Source organism: Bradyrhizobium sp. NAS80.1, from assembly GCF_001908205.1.
Classification (GTDB): Bacteria; Pseudomonadota; Alphaproteobacteria; order Rhizobiales; family Xanthobacteraceae; genus Bradyrhizobium.
In genome coordinates, this window is record NZ_LGHL01000115.1 from 1 (window position 1) to 14,610 (window position 14,610).

Sequence of the window (14,610 nt, forward strand, 5' to 3'; positions counted from 1 at the left end):
CGTGGCGGCGCCCGCCAAGCGCGCCGCGCCCGCGCCGGCGGCGTTGGGAACGCTAACCGCGGAGACCATCGCGCTTGTCAATCCGCAAAAGAACTATGCGCAGTTCCTGCTGCGTGCGCTGCTGCCGACGATCATCCATGTCGTGATCACGCTCGCCGCCGGCTATTCGGTCGGCTCCGAATTCCGCCGTCGCGACGCGCGAGCCTGGCTCGAAAGCGCCGGAGGCGATCCGGTCGTCGCGCTGGCCGGCAAGCTCGCGCCGCTGTTCGGCATATTCTTCCTGATCATGCTGGCAGAGCCGCTCTTTCTGGAGGGCGTGCTGCAGATTCCCTTCAGGGGAGACTTGCCGTTGATGATCGCAGCGGCTTCCCTCCTGATCATTGCCTACCTGTCCGTGGGTGCCTTGCTGCAGCTCCTGGCGCGCGACTTGCCGACGGGGCTCGGACTTGCAGGCCTCATTGCCTCTCCTGCATTCGGCTATGCCGGCGTCGGCTTTCCTATAATCAGCATGAATGCCTTTGCACAGACTTGGAGCGCGATTCTGCCGCTGCGCTGGTACATGGCCGTCTTGCTGGGACAAGCAGCGCGGGGATTGCCGGTCTCGGATTCCGCCGTTTCCTTCGCCGCACTAGCGGGGCTCGCGGTGCTCTTTGCCGGCCTCACATTACTGCGCATGGCGAGCCTCACGCGCAAGGGCTGGTTTGAGACGACGCGACCCGCCGAGCAGCCAGAGATCAGCCCGACACCGCGGGGCATCGGCGGCGCCTTCACGGCGGAGTGGCATCGCGTGCTCGGAACGCGAAGCGCCTTCAGCACACTGTTCCTGGCTCCGCTGGTTTACGGCATCTATTATCCGCAACCCTATCTGAACCAGATTCTTCGCAAGCTTCCCATCGCAGTCGTCGACAACGATATGAGCGATCTCAGCCGCCGTATCGTCGAGACCTTGGATGCGAGTGGCGCTTTGAACGTAACGGTTCGCGCCCGTACGCTTGCCGAGGCGCGCACCGCAATCAATCGCGGGGAAGCCTTTGCCGCCGTCGAAATCGCGGCAGGCACCGAGCGCGACGTGCTCAAGGGCATCACCGCTCACATTCCGATCTACGCGGATGCCACCTACCTGTTCATGTTCAGATCGACCGCAAGTGGCGTGGCCACGGCCATCGGAGCGTTGACGTCCGAGCTCGTTTCGCGAGGCGCACGCTCGGATGGAAGCCTCATCAAGGCGAAGCTGGCGAGTTCGAGCCCGGCCGACGTTCTGCTGCAGCCCATCTTCAATCCCGTGGGCGGCTATGCGAGCTACGTCGTCCCGGCGGCGTTTGTGCTGATCCTGCAGCAGACTCTCCTGATCGGCGCGGCGATGCTGACCGGCACGGCACTGGCGAGCGCCGGCGGCGCGTTCGCCGGCGTGCTCGGCCGCGGCGTCGCCCATCTGACCATCTACCTTCCCGCGCTCGCGCTTTATCTCATCGTGCTGCCGCGGATCTACGGCTTTTCAGCGCTCGGCCATCTTCCGCAAATCCTCGCGCTCGCAACCATCTTCTTGCTGGCGACGAGTTTCATGGGACAGGCCATCGGGGCGTGGTTCACACGGCCGGAAAACGCGACCCTCGTCCTTTTGGCAACCAGCCTGCCTCAGTTCTTCACTGCCGGCTTCGCCTGGCCGCGCGAAGCAATCCCCGACGCAGCCCTTGCACTTGGGCGGCTGTTCCCAGCCGATTCTGCGATTGACGGCCTCGTGCGCATCAACCAGCTCGGTGCCAGCATCTGGGAGGTCGGGCATGACTGGCTCTGGCTGTGGTGCCTGGCACTAGCCTATTTCGCGCTCGCCGTGATCTCGGCGCTTGCCGTCAAGAGAGGGCAGAGACATGCATAAAGCCATGCGCGCCGCCACGATTGCGATCTCGCTCGTGCTCGTCGCGGGCGTCCTGATCTACTCCGCGTATCGTTCCAGATCGCCGGCCACGCTGGTCGGCGTCGTGCGCGCAACCGAAGTCAGGGTCGAGCCGGAAGTGACCGGCCAACTCGCGTCGATTACGGTCAAGAAGGGCGCCCACGTGCACGCGGGCGATGTCCTGGCGCAGCTCTCCGCGGTGGAGCTGACGGCACAGGCGGACCAGGCGCGTGCCGCACTTGCGTCGGCAATCGCGAACCGCGACAACGTCTACGCCGGCGTCCGTCGTGAACAGGTTGAGTCCCTGAAAGCTGAAATCGCGAAGGCAAGCGCCCGGCTCGACTATGTGCAGGCCCAGCTCACACGCACAAGCACGCTCGCACGTCAGAACTTCGAGTCGCAGCAGGCGCTTGACCAGGCCGAAAACGACGTTGCGAGCGCACGCGCCGGTGTGGCGGAGGCCCGGGCGAATTATGATGCGGCCGTGGCGGGGCCGACCAAAGAGGAACGCGCGATCGCCGACACGCAGGTGCAGTCCGCCGCCGCCGCAGTCGCCGTGCTCGTGCGCCGTCTCGACAAGATGATCTTGCGCGCTCCGACCGACGGTGTGATCAGCATTATCGTCGCAGAGGTGGGCGAGAACGTTCGCGCGGGTCAACCGATCCTGATGGTCGAAGCCACGGGCAAGCAATGGCTTTCGTTCAACGCGCGCGAAGATCACCTCGGCGGTCTTGCGGTCGGAAAGACGGTCAATGTGTTGCGAAACGGCGCTGATGCCGCGACCAAAGCCGTCGTCACCGAACTGCGCCCGCTCGGGGTGTTCGCCACCTGGCAGGCCGAGCGGGTGATCGGCGATCACGATCGCAACACGCTGCGCTTGCGCCTTGATCCGGAGGGCGAAACGGCAGGCCTGGAGCCGGGCATGACGGTTTGGATTGACCGTCGGTAAGACCAAGATCGTCGCGCAAGAAGTCGATCAGAGATCGGCGCGGCGGCCTCGCCATTCACAATCAACGTAACGGAAATGCATTCAGTGATCGCATTCATTCATCAGTTCCTTGACGCAACGATGGACGAGAACACCAGCAAACTGTAGCCGCAGATCGGCGTCGATCGAAGTATCGCTGGTGACCTCGATCTCCATGCCAATCGCGGCGCGCAAATGAGCCAAATCGGGCCAGCCTCCGCGCTCGACCAGCCGGGCGGCGCACGTCGTAAGAACCGGTCTGTCTGCGACGCCTGCGAGGGCAATACGGATCTCGCGAAGGCCATCGGCCGTGGGAGCCGCGGCCATCGCGACGCCGCAAACGGCCTTGCCCATCCTGAGCGGTCAACAATATCAATGGCTAACGGACAGTTTATACAAACGGCTTGGACAATTTTTCCATCGTGGAGCAAGCTGCACACGAGGCTTGAGACACGCGCGCCGTCGCCACGATCGCGTTCTCCGCCGATACGGCGGCCATGCGGCCGCCGTGGATCATCTCCCCGAAGATGTAGCCTGTAACGCGGCCTAACGAGGGTTATCACTAACATCCTCGTGAGGGGAGGCAAAGCGCAGCGCCAATAGGGCAAAGGACAAAACCAGGATGGCTCCCGCCACAATGAGAAGATCCGCCCCAGTGCGATGTTCTGCGCCCCCGATCTCGATCAGAACCCGGCCTAACGCTGTGATTGCGATGTAGACCAAATATCGAACTGGAAGCCTTGTTGTCCTAAAATAAATACCAACCATCGCTCCAACTTCGAGATAGATAAACAACAGCAGGATATCCGACAGCTCCGCCCTGCCTTTGCTTATCATGCTGCCGAATGCTGCGACTGCTGACCAGACGGTCGTTGCACCGATCGCGAACAACATAGAATAGTGAAAGCCATCGACCAGCAACGCCCCAACCGCATCCGCTGCGTTCTTCATCCTGCGATGAACGGACCCAGCAGTTCTCTGAAGAAAAGTCAGTGACTCCGACATCTGATCCAAAAGCCGATTGCATTGACCGAGTATCCTGAACAAACGGCACACCACTCGACTTCATTTTCCGCATCGGTGGCCGGCTGTCCAACGCTGTGTGAAGCGATAATATCAGGCCGGCAGCGATCGAGGGAAGAAAGTCTTAGTGTGCCTCGACGTCGAACCTTGCCTCCTATCGGGAGGCGATTGCCCCCAGTCAGCGGTCGGTCGTTTTGAATCCGCCATTGAGGCGTTTGTAACGCGGCGGATCGAGATCCTCAAATTCCATTCGAGTGGAACGTTGGCTTATCGGGGGCGAAAGGAGAGGGTCACGAACCGCGAGATATATGTGTCGCGTCGTTCCCTCAGGCCTTGCTTCATGCCAGCGCCCCGCTCATGTCAGTTGGCAATAGGCGCGATAGAGTGGCTGCCTCGCAGAATATCACACCGTATCGTGGAAACAGCACTGCCTGTAGGGCAGGCGGGACTTTGCCGTGGGAGGATTGGCGGCATCGAACGTGCCACCGACGCTTTCCGTCATCGGCGAAGTGGAAGGGCTTTCGTCCAGCGGCCACGTGAAATGAGCCTGATCGGCAATGGCGCATCGCTCAGCCGGATCGGAGGATTGAAGGACATTGAGGGAAATCCCTCATTGTTGCCGAGATCAGACCGGATATAAAGTGCTAACAAGATCAATGTTCAGTCGAGGAGACACATAGGGCTGACGCACGCTCCGAGGACCGCAATCCGACGCCTGACGCAGCGGAAGAGAAAGCCGTTTTCCCTTCGCCCTATTCGCTCACCTAATGCTAATGCGAACTGGCCGACTTTACCGATGGCGGAACGATATCGACAGTAAGGGCGAACTGACAGTTGTTAGAAGATGTGACCATGCGGTGAGGCGTTTGCAACGCGGCGGATCGAGACCCTCAAATTCCATTCTAGTGGAGCGATGGCTTATCGGGGCGAAAGGAGAGGGTCATGCACCGCGAGATATATATGTCGCGTCGTTCCCTTCTTGCAGGCGGACTTGCCGCGACATCGAGTTTTCTGATCGGCGCGCGATTGCCTTTTGCGGTACCTGTCGCGCTGGCACAGGAAGCCTCTGTCGCAGAGGGGTCCTTCGATCCTAACATTTTTCTCAAGATCAGCGCTGACAATACGGTAACATTGATCAGTAAGCATTTTGAGATGGGGCAGGGCGTGACCACCGGGCTTGCGACGTTGGTTGCCGAGGAGCTCGGGGCGGAATGGGCGCAGATGCGCTTTGAGTTCGCGCCAAATAACACCAAGCTGTACGCCAATCTGGTGTATCGGGTCGTTCAGGGGACGGGAGGATCGACGTCGACAGCGGGTGCTTTTGACCAAATGCGTCAGGTCGGCGCTGCGGCGCGCATCATGTTTATCGCTGCTGCTTCTATGCGCTGGAATGTTCCGGAGGTCGAAATCACCGTGGAGGGCGGCGTTGTTCGCCACGGCACTTCGGAGCGCAGGGCGAGCTTCGGCGAGCTTGCAATTGACGCCATGCACCAATCAGTTCCGACCCAGGTTACGCTCAAGGATCCGTCAAAATGGATATTGATCGGTAGGAAATTACCTCGTCTCGACGCGGGAGCAAAGTCCAGGGGTGCGGCGGTCTATGCGATGGATGTGCGTCGTCCGGGAATGGTGACCGCGGTCTTGCAGCGGCCCGACCGCTTCGGCGCGAAGGCGGAGTCCTTTGACAGCACTGCAGCCAAACGCGTTCCGGGCGTGATCGACGTGATCGAGGTGCCTTACGGTGTGGCTGTGATTGCACGCGATACTTGGTCGGCCATGCGCGGACGGGCAGCGCTGAAGGTTTTGTGGCGAACCGACGAGGCGGAGACTCGCTCAACTCCGGCGATCTTCGACGACTACCGCCGACTCATGGCGAATGACGGCACCAGCGCCAAAAAACAGGGTGATGCGAAGGGCAAGCTTGCGATGGCCGCCCAGGTTTACGAGGCGGAGTTCACTTTTCCCTATCTGGCCCACTGTCCTATGGAGCCGCTCAACGCGGTCATGGAGCTTACTTCCGGCGGAGTGGAAATTTGGTCTGGCTGCCAGCTGCAGTCGATCGACGAGTTCGTCGCCGCAACGGTGCTTGGGCTGAAACCCGAACAGGTTCGCATTCATACGTTGCTCGGTGGAGGCAGTTTCGGACGCCGCGGAAGTGCAACTGGGGACTGGATTGCCGAGCTCGCGGCCGTCACCAAGGCGTACGGCAAAGCGCCGGTCCATCTCGTTTGGACTAGAGAGGACGACGTTCGCGGCGGATATTATCGCCCAATGGCCCTTCACAAGGTCAAGGTGGGCCTAGACGGTAATGGCCGAATTTGCGGATGGCAGCATAAGATCGCGACCAAGTCTATCTTTACGGGAACGGCTATTGAAAAGGTCATGGTCAGGAATGGCATCGACGAATCGAGCGTTGAGGGCGTGGTGGATACGCCTTACGATATTCCAGACTTTGCGGTCGACTCTTACAGCGCGGTCTCTCCCGTCCCTGTGTCGTGGTTCCGTTCGGTAGGCCATAGTCATTCCGCCTATGTCATGGAAACCGTCGTCGACGAACTTGCCTATTTAAGCAAGAGGGATCCTGTCGCCTTTCGTCTGGCCCTGCTAGGGAGCCAGTCCCGTGACGCAGCCGTTGTAAAAATGGCGGCTGACAAAGCTGGCTGGGGCGAAGCCTTGCCGCGCGGCCGCGGCCGCGGCATTGCATACCATGCCTCGTTTGGAACCCGTATCGCCATGGTTGCGCAGGTCGATGCTTCGGCCGGCTCGATCAAGGTAGAGCGAATTGTCGCCGCGGTTGATTGCGGCATTCCGGTCAATCCCGATGTCATAGTCGCGCAGGTCGAGGGCGCGATTGGCTTCTCGCTTTCTGCAGCCCTGCGCAACCAGATCACGCTTTCCGATGGCGTGGTGCAGCAGGACAATTTCGATAGTTACGAGCCGACGCGAATTCACGAAATGCCGAAGGTGGAGGTCTACGTGATGCCGTCGCGGGAACGGCCGACCGGCATCGGCGAGCCCGGCGTTCCACCGGTTGCGCCATCGATCGGCAACGCGATTTTTTCGGCGACCGGCAAGCGCTTGCGAGCCCTTCCGCTTTTGCCGCCGCAGAAAGGCATCGAGTTTACACGCATCGGTCAGCTTGCAACGGGGGGGAAGACCAGATGATTGAACCAAGCGAGCCCGATACGGCTGAATCCGATGTGCTTGACCGCATCATCAAAGCCGGTCCGGCGGGCGCGGTCTCTGTTTCTTTCGTCGCAACGATCGTTGTGTTCGGCATCTGGTTTGCTTTTTATCTCTTTGTCTTTCTGCCGCGTGTTTCGCCATGACCAATATTGATCATGAGTCGCAAGGAGAAGAGGTGGCGGTTCGCGCAGAACGTCGCTGGGCGATATTGGCGACCGTCGCGATCGTCGTCATCGTCGGATTGGCCGCTATCACCGGGATCACTCATCAGGTGATGCCGCAGAGCGGTGTCGAGCTTGTTGATCCGAATACACTGCACATTTCCGGCGAGTTCACCGAAGCCAACCTGGGCAGTGCACTCGAATCCGACGGCTCTGTGACTGTCCGCGTGATCGGGCTGCAGTATTCGTTTACGCCGCAATGTATGCTCGTGCCCGCGGATACGAACGTGACGTTTCGAGCGACGAGTGCCGATGTCGTGCATGGATTTATTGTTACCGGCAGCAACATCAACACGATGCTCGTTCCCGGCTACGTCAGCATACAGACCACACGGTTTTCTACGCCAGGTGAGCGTCTGATGCCATGCCATGAATATTGCGGGCTGGGCCACGAGGGCATGTGGGCCCGCGTTCGCGTTATCGACCGGGACGAATTCTTGAAGCTGCCGTCTCAGAAAAATAGGGTGACCTGTGATTAATAATAGCCGCTTGATCCTTGCGCATTTCTGGCTGGCTTTTATCAGTTTCGCCATAGCGATCGTTCTTGGTGCATGGCAGATGCTGATCAGAACGCCGCTTCACAGCTCCTTCGGAACGTCGGACTGGTACTTCCGCTCTGTGACCGCGCATGGGTCCATCATGGCCTACGTCTTTCCGACGCTAGTCTCGATGGGGTTCGGCTATGCAATCAGCGAATTGTCGCTAAAGCGTCCTCTTGCCGGCGTGCAGGCTGCTTGGGTGGGATTTTTCGTACTCTTGGCGGGCAGCGTCATCGCGTCGTTGACAATTTCAGCGGGTGAGGCGTCGGTCCTTTTTACATTCTACCCGCCGCTGATCGGAAACCCGCTCTTTTACGTCGGCCTCGTCCTCATCGTCCTCGGATCGTGGATTTGGGTCGCGCTGATGTCGATCAACTTGCGCTACTGGAAACGCGAAAATCCGGGTAAGCCCGTTCCGCTCGCCATGTATGCGAATGTTGCTTCGTCATATCTCTGGGGCTGGACGGCGCTCGGCGCTACGTTGGAGCTTATTCTGCAAATCCTTCCGGTAGCAGCCGGGCTGCGTACGACAATCGATGCAGGTCTGGCGCGCTTGTTTTTCTCGTGGACATTGCACGCTATCGTCTACTTCTGGCTGATGCCGGCCTATATCGCCTACTACACAATCGTACCCCGCGCCATCGGGGGGCGGTTGTATAGTGATACGATGGGGCGGGTTTCGTTTATCCTCTTTCTTGTTGTCGCCATGCCGATCGGGATCCATCATCTCTATACTGATCCAGAGGTTGGCGCGGGCTTCAAATTCATGCATTCCACTCTCACGGCTCTGGTTGCCTTGCCGACGCTTCTGACCGTGTTCACGATCTGCGCCTCGGTTGAAACAGCAGCCCGACTGCGCGGCGGCAAGGGCTGGTTTGGCTGGGTTAAAGCCTTGCCATGGCAGAATCCAATGATGCTGGCGGTCACATTCTCGTTCCTGCTGCTCGGCTTCGGTGGCGCCGGAGGCATTATCAACATGAGCTACCAGCTCGACACCAGCATCCATAATACGCAATGGGTCACGGCCCATTTCCACCTGATCTATGGCGGCGCCATCGTGATTATGTATTTTGCGATCGCCTACGACCTCTGGCCGCATCTCACCGGTCGCGAGCTCGGAAATGTCGCGCTCATTCGTGCGCAGCTCTGGACCTGGTTCATTGGCATCGTCGTAACGACGTTTCCATGGCATTATGTCGGGCTTCTCGGGATGCCCCGGCGGATGGCTTATTACGACTATTCCAATCCCACCCTATCGCCGCAAGCGTTGAGCGTGGTTGTGTCCGCGGTTGGCGGCATCGTGGTCGTCATTTCGGCATTACTTTTCCTTGCAATTCTTTGGAAAGGACATCGCGGGCGGCGCGTTGATCCGGGCGTCTATCGCTTCAGCACCCCAATCTACGAACCCGCGCGTCCACTCGTCGCACTCCACAGCTATGGATTGTGGTTGACGTTGATGATCGGTCTAACGGCCGTGAACTACGGTTTCCCAATCATACAAATGGCTAGCCAAGGCCACTCTGTATCGGCCGTTTATGTTGGAGCAAACCGGTGAATGAAGCCAGAGAGGAGGCACTCTTTTCATTGGCGAACCGCTGGTTCGTCGGCTCCGTCACATTCACGGCGGCTTTGGCCATTGTTTCAGCCTTGGTTGGCCTGATCATCCTTCCGCGTTTGCAAAGTGATGTGGTGGATCTCAAGGGGCTTTGGGACTCCATCTGCAGCGCGGCCGGTGTGGCCGCCCGTCCGTCGAGTGAAACGCCCGTCGAGGCCACCTTCGTCACGTCGACCGTTCAACTGAATCCAGGCCGGTTCGCGCATCCGTCGGCGGAATCTATCGCGCGCGGTAAAGCGATAGCCCGAACATGTGCGGCATGCCATGGTGGCGTCGATGGCACACGGGCCAAATTCCCTTCTCCGAATCTCGCCGGACAACCCGCAGGTGCTATTTTCAAACAGTTGCGCGACTATCAAACCGGCGCGCGTGTCAGCGTTGTAATGAGGCAATATGTGCAGGCCTTGAGCGAGCAGGACGCCTTAGATCTTTCCGCCTACTATGCGCAGGCGCGGCGGGAAGCCGAGCCGGTGCGGTTGGGAATGCGGGAGCCCCCGATTGTGGCAATCGGTTCGCCGACCCGCAACGTTCCAGCCTGCGGGTCATGTCATGGTAGCGGAGATCTGAAAATCGGGACGCCCTGGCTGGACGGCCAACCGGTCGTCTATCTGCGAGCGCAGTTGGCGGCCTACGCCAGTGGCCGGCGTACCAACGACATCGACAAGCAGATGCGCAATATAGCGCGCAATATGTCGTCGGCGGAGATTGACGAGGCGGCTCGCTACTATGCGAGCCGTCCCTGAGGTAAAAAGGGGTCCGCGACTGGCCGTTCAGTTCACAGTTTTGCCCATCGATACAGGAGACTGAAAATTGGCCTACAAAATCACCATCAACGATCATATCTACGAACTCGATCTGGAAGGCGAGATGCCTCTTTTGTGGGTGCTTCGTGACGTATTAGGTATGGCTGGGACCAAATTCGGCTGCGGCCGGGGCCTGTGTGGAGCATGCACAGTCCTGATTGATGGCGCGCCGACGCGATCCTGCATCACGACGCTCGATAGCATCGGTACGTCAGTCGTAGTCACGATAGAAGGCATTCACAAGATTCCGAGCGGACAAAGGATCCAGGATGCTTGGCTGGCTCTTGACGTGAGCCAATGTGGATATTGTCAATCGGGGCAAATCGTTTCGGCAACGGCTTTGCTGAACGAGAAGAGCAAACCGACGGAGAGTGACATAGATGACGGAATGGGAGGCAATATCTGCCGCTGCGGTACCTACCAGCGCATTCGGAACGCGATCCTTCTTGCTGCTGCAGGCTGATCTGACATCTATTGATGCCAAAAGATAGAAAGTGGTTCACTCTCAGTCGCTGATGCATTCCGCCGCAGTTCGAGCAAGCCCAGCAGGAGCGAATCGCGCTCGGCCGAATGTTCATCGATGGAACGAGATCCGACTTCAGCTCGGACACAATCGATCAGCTTCTTCTGGACCTCGGGCGTGAGTTGTGGCGACCCAAGCACTTTCTACCAGGCGGTCATAGGCCCTGCGAATTGCTCGAAGATATGTTCGATGCCGCCTTGTCCTCCGCCGAGCTGATTCAGCAGCACCTGCCCCATGATTCCCCATCGCAGGGCGGGTCCCGAGCATAAGGCGGTATCGACGTCCGCAACGCTGATCACGTCTTCAGCAACCAGGTAGTAGACTTAGCGCGCTAAGGCTGCCTGCAAACGGAATCGAACATCTTTCACCCGCTTAAAAGACGAGGAGTGGGCATGTTTGCGACAGTGTACGGCCCGCGCGACGTCCGTTTCGAAAAGGTTGACGATCCCAAGACCGTCAAGCCGACCGATGCTATCATCAAATTGTCGGCCACGTGCATCTGCGGGTCCGATCTCTGGCCATATCGCGGTTTGCATCCGACGGATGAACCGGCTCATATGGGACACGAATATTGCGGTGTCGTGGTCGAAGTTGGCGACGCCATCAAAACCGTACGCCTGGGTAGTCCGTTGTCGGTTCCTTCTGCCTCTCGGATAACACCTGCCCGCACTGCAAGTGCGGTTTTCAGTCCTCCTGCGTGCAGCGCGAATTCATCACGGGCGCCCAAGCGCCCTACGCGCGCGTGCCGCTGACCGACGGAACGCTCGTCGCTACGGCGGAAATGCCCGGAGACGATCTCGTTCCACATCTCCTGGCGACCTCGGATGTTCTCGGCACGGCGTGGTACGCCGCAGATGCTGCCAATGTCCGTCGGGGAGGTACCGTCGCCGTGGTCGGTGTCCGAGCCGTCGGATTGATGGGCGTGCTGGCGACGAAAGAGATGGGTGCTGAGCGCATCATCGCAATGAGCCGACACAAGAGTCGGCAGGAGCTGGCGCGCGAGTGCGGCGCAACGGACATCGTGGCCGAACGCGGCTCGGGCGGCATCGAGCGCGTCAAGGAGTTGACGAGCGGCGTCCTCGACGGACCACTGCTGCTGCTGGCGTCGAGTGCATCGGAATACATGACTGGCGCCGTCGTTCCGGTCGACGGCGGCCACCTGGTCAAACACGCTCTGAATAAGAAGCTTCACGATGGGCTCGACGCTACCGACATGTGTATCGCACCTGGCAGGTGCTTGATCGTGCGAGCCGCGCGGAAGTCTCATCAGGACAATTCGCACAAGAGGAAGTATCGATGCCAAAAATCACCAGAAGCGCTGCGCGGCGTTGTGAACGCGGCGATTCGAATCGGCTGTGCGCGCGGGCATTTGAGGGATACGCCCGCCTGCGCGGATCTATCGATATGCGAGGCTGGGCCGTTCGGGAGCGATGCCGAGAATGGCACACGATTTTGCTTTCGGAATGACTTCAGCACGAACGTAGTCACTTCGGATCTTGGAAATAGGGTGGCGCTATGAGTGCCTCAAGTATAGTTTTAGACAGCGGTCCCCTCGCCGAATTCCTTCATCGGGAAGGTTTGATCGATTGACCGGGAATTGAGCTCGCCTATCTTGCTGGTGGACAGTCGAATCCCACCTACAGGATCACATCCGGCCACCGACGTTATGTGCTGCGGAAGAAGCCGTCGGGGCAGTTGCTTAAATCGGCGCATTCATGCAATTGATCGAGAGTATAGGATCATCAGTGCATTGTCGGGCACCGGCGTTCCGGTGCCGCGCGTCTATCTCTACTGTGAAGATCAGGCGATCGCTGGAGCGGAATTCTACATCATGGACTTCCTTGACGGTCGCGTGCTGGTCGACCCCTCGTTGCCGAATCTCGACCGGGATCAGCGTGCCTCCATTTATGCGGAAATGAACCGTTTTGTGGCCGAACTCCATCAGGTCGACTACAAGACGGTTGGACTCGGCGATTATGGCAGAACTGGAAGCTATTTCGCGCGTCAGATTGCGCGGTGGACGCGACAGGCGCGGGACTCTGGCATGGAGGACATTCCAGCGCTCGAAGCGTTGATGGAGTGGCTGCCCGAGCATGTTCCTCCCGGTGACGAGACGTCGCTGGTGCATGGAGACTATCGTCTCGATAATCTTGTTTTTGACAAGAAAGAACTGCGCGCGATCGGAGCTCTTGACTGGGAGCTGTCAACGCTCGGTCATCCGCTGGCGGACTTTTCCTACAATTGCTTGGGCTGGCATATTCCGGCTGCGCTGTGGCGAGGCATGGCTGGCCTCGATGTCGTATCGCTAAGCATTCCTGACGAGAAAAGCTATTACGTCAATACGCTGAGGCGACCGGCAGGGGAACGATCATTGGGACTTCTATCTCGCCTATAATCTCTTCCGGCTAGCGGCGATCATGCAGGGAGTCGCACGCCGCGCATTGGATGGAAATGCATCGGCGGCAGACGCCGTCGAGACGGGACGCAAGGCGCGTCCAATGGCCGAGCTTGGCTGGGAATTCGCAAAGCGCTACGCGGCCGGTCTAGGATAGAGAGCCGGAGGCGGACCCGCCGACCAGTGACTGCATGCGTTAGCGAAAATATCCCGAGCATTTCTGCAATGCGCACGGGATTATTGCAGGTTCGGTTGACCTGCAGGCGCCCGGTGCACCAGATTGGAGAATTTCCACGAGTGGGAGTGCGCGAATGAGCAACACGTCGAGTGTACTGCCAGAAAACATGACGGAGATCACCATCGACCAACCCGGTGGCCCGGAGGTTCTCATCCCGAGGCGAGTGCCGGTGCCACGCCCCGCAGCAGGAGAAGTTCTGGTCAAGGTCGAAGCCGCGGGCGTTAATCGGCCCGATGTCATCCAGCGGCAAGGACACTACCCGATGCCTGAAGGGGTAAACCCGACGCCGGGGTTGGAGATTGCCGGCCGTGTTGCCGCACTCGGTGAAGGTGTAACAGGTGTCGGGGTGGGAGAGGCGATTTGCGGCCTAACCAATGGCGGGGGCTATGCTGAATATTGTCTGGTTCCGTCGGGCCAGGTTCTGCAGCTTCCGGCGGGCCTCGATATGATCACGGCAAGTGCAATCCCTGAAACCTTCTTCACCGTCTGGGCCAATCTGTTCCAGATTGGAGGAGCGAAAGAAGGCCAGATCGTCCTTGTCCACGGCGGATCGAGCGGTATCGGCACAACCGCGCTTGCACTGTGTCGAGAATTCGGGATTCGGGCATTCGCGACGGCAGGCAGCGAGGAGAAATGTGCGGCCATTGCAGCGCTGGGGGCTGAGGCCGTCAACTATCGAACCCAGGACTTTGCGGAGGTCGTGACCCGCCGCACAGGTGGGCACGGTGCAGATGTCGTGCTGGATATTATGGGAGCGTCCTATTTCGATCGCAACATGGCGGCCTTGGCTCGTGACGGACGGCTTGTCGTCATTGGTTTCCTCGGCGGAACAACGACGGCGCGATTCGATCTCCAGCAATTGGCGCTGAAGCGTGCGATTGTCACTGGTTCAACGATGCGCGGGCGCACAAGTGAGGAAAAAGCGGGGATCGCGACCGAACTCCGCGAGAAGGTGTGGCCGATCCTGGCGGCGGGGCGCTGTCTGCCCATTATCCACGCCGTCTTTCCTCTTCTTGAGGCTGCGGATGCCCATCGATTGATGGAGGGCGGTTCGCACGTCGGAAAGATCGTGCTGAAGGTGGCCAACGTGCAGGGGGAGTAACGCAGCCTCAGTTCGTCCGGTTGTTCGGGCCGGGTTCTGTTCGATGCAGCGCAACCACATGAGCCGCGCCCCGGTCAAGTAGATCGCAAGCGAGATAGCGTCAT

At 59.3% G+C, this 14,610-nt stretch carries 14 protein-coding genes and 1 pseudogene; 12 read left to right on the forward strand and 3 right to left on the reverse strand.

What is annotated here, in order from left to right; all coding sequences use genetic code 11:
• On the forward strand, positions 1-1,876 hold a 1,876-nt coding region (locus tag AC629_RS24830; RefSeq protein WP_143199414.1), incomplete at its 5' end, for an ABC transporter permease.
• A gap of 4 nt (positions 1,877-1,880) precedes the next feature.
• Positions 1,881-2,843: an HlyD family secretion protein gene (locus AC629_RS24835; protein WP_245331990.1), complete on the forward strand. Its 963-nt coding sequence runs from the start codon at positions 1,881-1,883 to the stop codon at positions 2,841-2,843.
• An 81-nt stretch (positions 2,844-2,924) separates the two neighbouring features.
• Here AC629_RS24835 and AC629_RS24840 read toward each other — a convergent pair whose 3' ends face one another.
• Positions 2,925-3,215: an FAD binding domain-containing protein gene (locus tag AC629_RS24840; RefSeq protein WP_084807574.1), complete on the reverse strand. Its 291-nt coding sequence runs from the start codon at positions 3,213-3,215 to the stop codon at positions 2,925-2,927.
• A gap of 192 nt (positions 3,216-3,407) precedes the next feature.
• Positions 3,408-3,812, reverse strand: a complete 405-nt coding sequence (locus AC629_RS24845; RefSeq protein WP_168195580.1) for a phosphate-starvation-inducible protein PsiE — start codon at positions 3,810-3,812, stop codon at positions 3,408-3,410.
• A 1,014-nt stretch (positions 3,813-4,826) separates the two neighbouring features.
• On the opposite strand from AC629_RS24845, the gene AC629_RS24850 reads away from it, so the two are divergent.
• The 6 genes from AC629_RS24850 to AC629_RS24870 all read left to right on the forward strand — a co-directional run bounded on the left by AC629_RS24850 (position 4,827) and on the right by AC629_RS24870 (position 10,711).
• On the forward strand, positions 4,827-7,049 hold the full coding sequence (locus tag AC629_RS24850; protein WP_084807576.1) for a xanthine dehydrogenase family protein molybdopterin-binding subunit: 2,223 nt from the start codon (positions 4,827-4,829) through the stop codon (positions 7,047-7,049).
• Positions 7,046-7,213, forward strand: a complete 168-nt coding sequence (locus AC629_RS47080; protein WP_168195581.1) for a hypothetical protein — start codon at positions 7,046-7,048, stop codon at positions 7,211-7,213. Before AC629_RS24850 ends, AC629_RS47080 begins: the two co-directional genes overlap by 4 nt.
• Positions 7,210-7,770, forward strand: a complete 561-nt coding sequence (locus tag AC629_RS24855) for a cupredoxin domain-containing protein (RefSeq protein ID WP_084807577.1) — start codon at positions 7,210-7,212, stop codon at positions 7,768-7,770. The genes AC629_RS47080 and AC629_RS24855 overlap by 4 nt, the downstream gene beginning before the upstream one ends.
• Entirely contained in the window at positions 7,763-9,385 is a 1,623-nt protein-coding gene (locus tag AC629_RS24860) for a cbb3-type cytochrome c oxidase subunit I (RefSeq protein WP_084807578.1), read from the forward strand. Before AC629_RS24855 ends, AC629_RS24860 begins: the two co-directional genes overlap by 8 nt.
• On the forward strand, positions 9,382-10,188 hold the full coding sequence (locus tag AC629_RS24865; RefSeq protein WP_143199415.1) for a c-type cytochrome: 807 nt from the start codon (positions 9,382-9,384) through the stop codon (positions 10,186-10,188). The genes AC629_RS24860 and AC629_RS24865 overlap by 4 nt, the downstream gene beginning before the upstream one ends.
• Positions 10,189-10,255: 67 nt before the next feature.
• The gene (locus tag AC629_RS24870; protein WP_084807580.1) at positions 10,256-10,711 is read left to right on the forward strand and encodes a (2Fe-2S)-binding protein; all 456 of its coding nucleotides are present in this window, start codon (positions 10,256-10,258) and stop codon (positions 10,709-10,711) included.
• Between the two features lie 203 nt (positions 10,712-10,914).
• Here AC629_RS24870 and AC629_RS50250 read toward each other — a convergent pair whose 3' ends face one another.
• Positions 10,915-11,085 carry a hypothetical protein gene (locus AC629_RS50250; RefSeq protein ID WP_349531240.1) on the reverse strand — a complete coding sequence of 57 codons (171 nt, stop codon included), beginning with the start codon at positions 11,083-11,085 and terminating at the stop codon, positions 10,915-10,917.
• Between the two features lie 78 nt (positions 11,086-11,163).
• Between AC629_RS50250 and AC629_RS47780 the strand changes: the two are divergent.
• From AC629_RS47780 to AC629_RS24890, 4 genes and pseudogenes are all read left to right on the forward strand, one after another.
• A pseudogene (locus AC629_RS47780) lies at positions 11,164-11,849 on the forward strand (alcohol dehydrogenase catalytic domain-containing protein); the annotation flags it as partial.
• 518 nt (positions 11,850-12,367) lie between these two features.
• On the forward strand, positions 12,368-12,496 hold the full coding sequence (locus tag AC629_RS50685) for a phosphotransferase (protein ID WP_210419108.1): 129 nt from the start codon (positions 12,368-12,370) through the stop codon (positions 12,494-12,496).
• On the forward strand, positions 12,438-13,166 hold the full coding sequence (locus tag AC629_RS47795; protein WP_283847677.1) for a phosphotransferase family protein: 729 nt from the start codon (positions 12,438-12,440) through the stop codon (positions 13,164-13,166). Before AC629_RS50685 ends, AC629_RS47795 begins: the two co-directional genes overlap by 59 nt.
• 311 nt (positions 13,167-13,477) lie before the next feature.
• Positions 13,478-14,506: an NAD(P)H-quinone oxidoreductase gene (locus AC629_RS24890; protein WP_084807581.1), complete on the forward strand. Its 1,029-nt coding sequence runs from the start codon at positions 13,478-13,480 to the stop codon at positions 14,504-14,506.
• Positions 14,507-14,610 lie beyond the last annotated feature (104 nt).

What these genes read in the sequence shown, in the direction of transcription:
- AC629_RS24835 (WP_245331990.1), top strand. Translation starts at nt 1,881, where the DNA reads ATGCGCGCCGCCACGATTGCGATCTCGCTCGTGCTCGTCGCGGGCGTC.
- AC629_RS24840 (WP_084807574.1), bottom strand. Translation starts at nt 3,215, where the DNA reads ATGGGCAAGGCCGTTTGCGGCGTCGCGATGGCCGCGGCTCCCACGGCC.
- AC629_RS24845 (WP_168195580.1), bottom strand. Translation starts at nt 3,812, where the DNA reads ATGAAGAACGCAGCGGATGCGGTTGGGGCGTTGCTGGTCGATGGCTTT.
- AC629_RS24850 (WP_084807576.1), top strand. Translation starts at nt 4,827, where the DNA reads ATGCACCGCGAGATATATATGTCGCGTCGTTCCCTTCTTGCAGGCGGA.
- AC629_RS47080 (WP_168195581.1), top strand. Translation starts at nt 7,046, where the DNA reads ATGATTGAACCAAGCGAGCCCGATACGGCTGAATCCGATGTGCTTGAC.
- AC629_RS24855 (WP_084807577.1), top strand. Translation starts at nt 7,210, where the DNA reads ATGACCAATATTGATCATGAGTCGCAAGGAGAAGAGGTGGCGGTTCGC.
- AC629_RS47795 (WP_283847677.1), top strand. Translation starts at nt 12,438, where the DNA reads ATGTGCTGCGGAAGAAGCCGTCGGGGCAGTTGCTTAAATCGGCGCATT.
- AC629_RS24890 (WP_084807581.1), top strand. Translation starts at nt 13,478, where the DNA reads ATGAGCAACACGTCGAGTGTACTGCCAGAAAACATGACGGAGATCACC.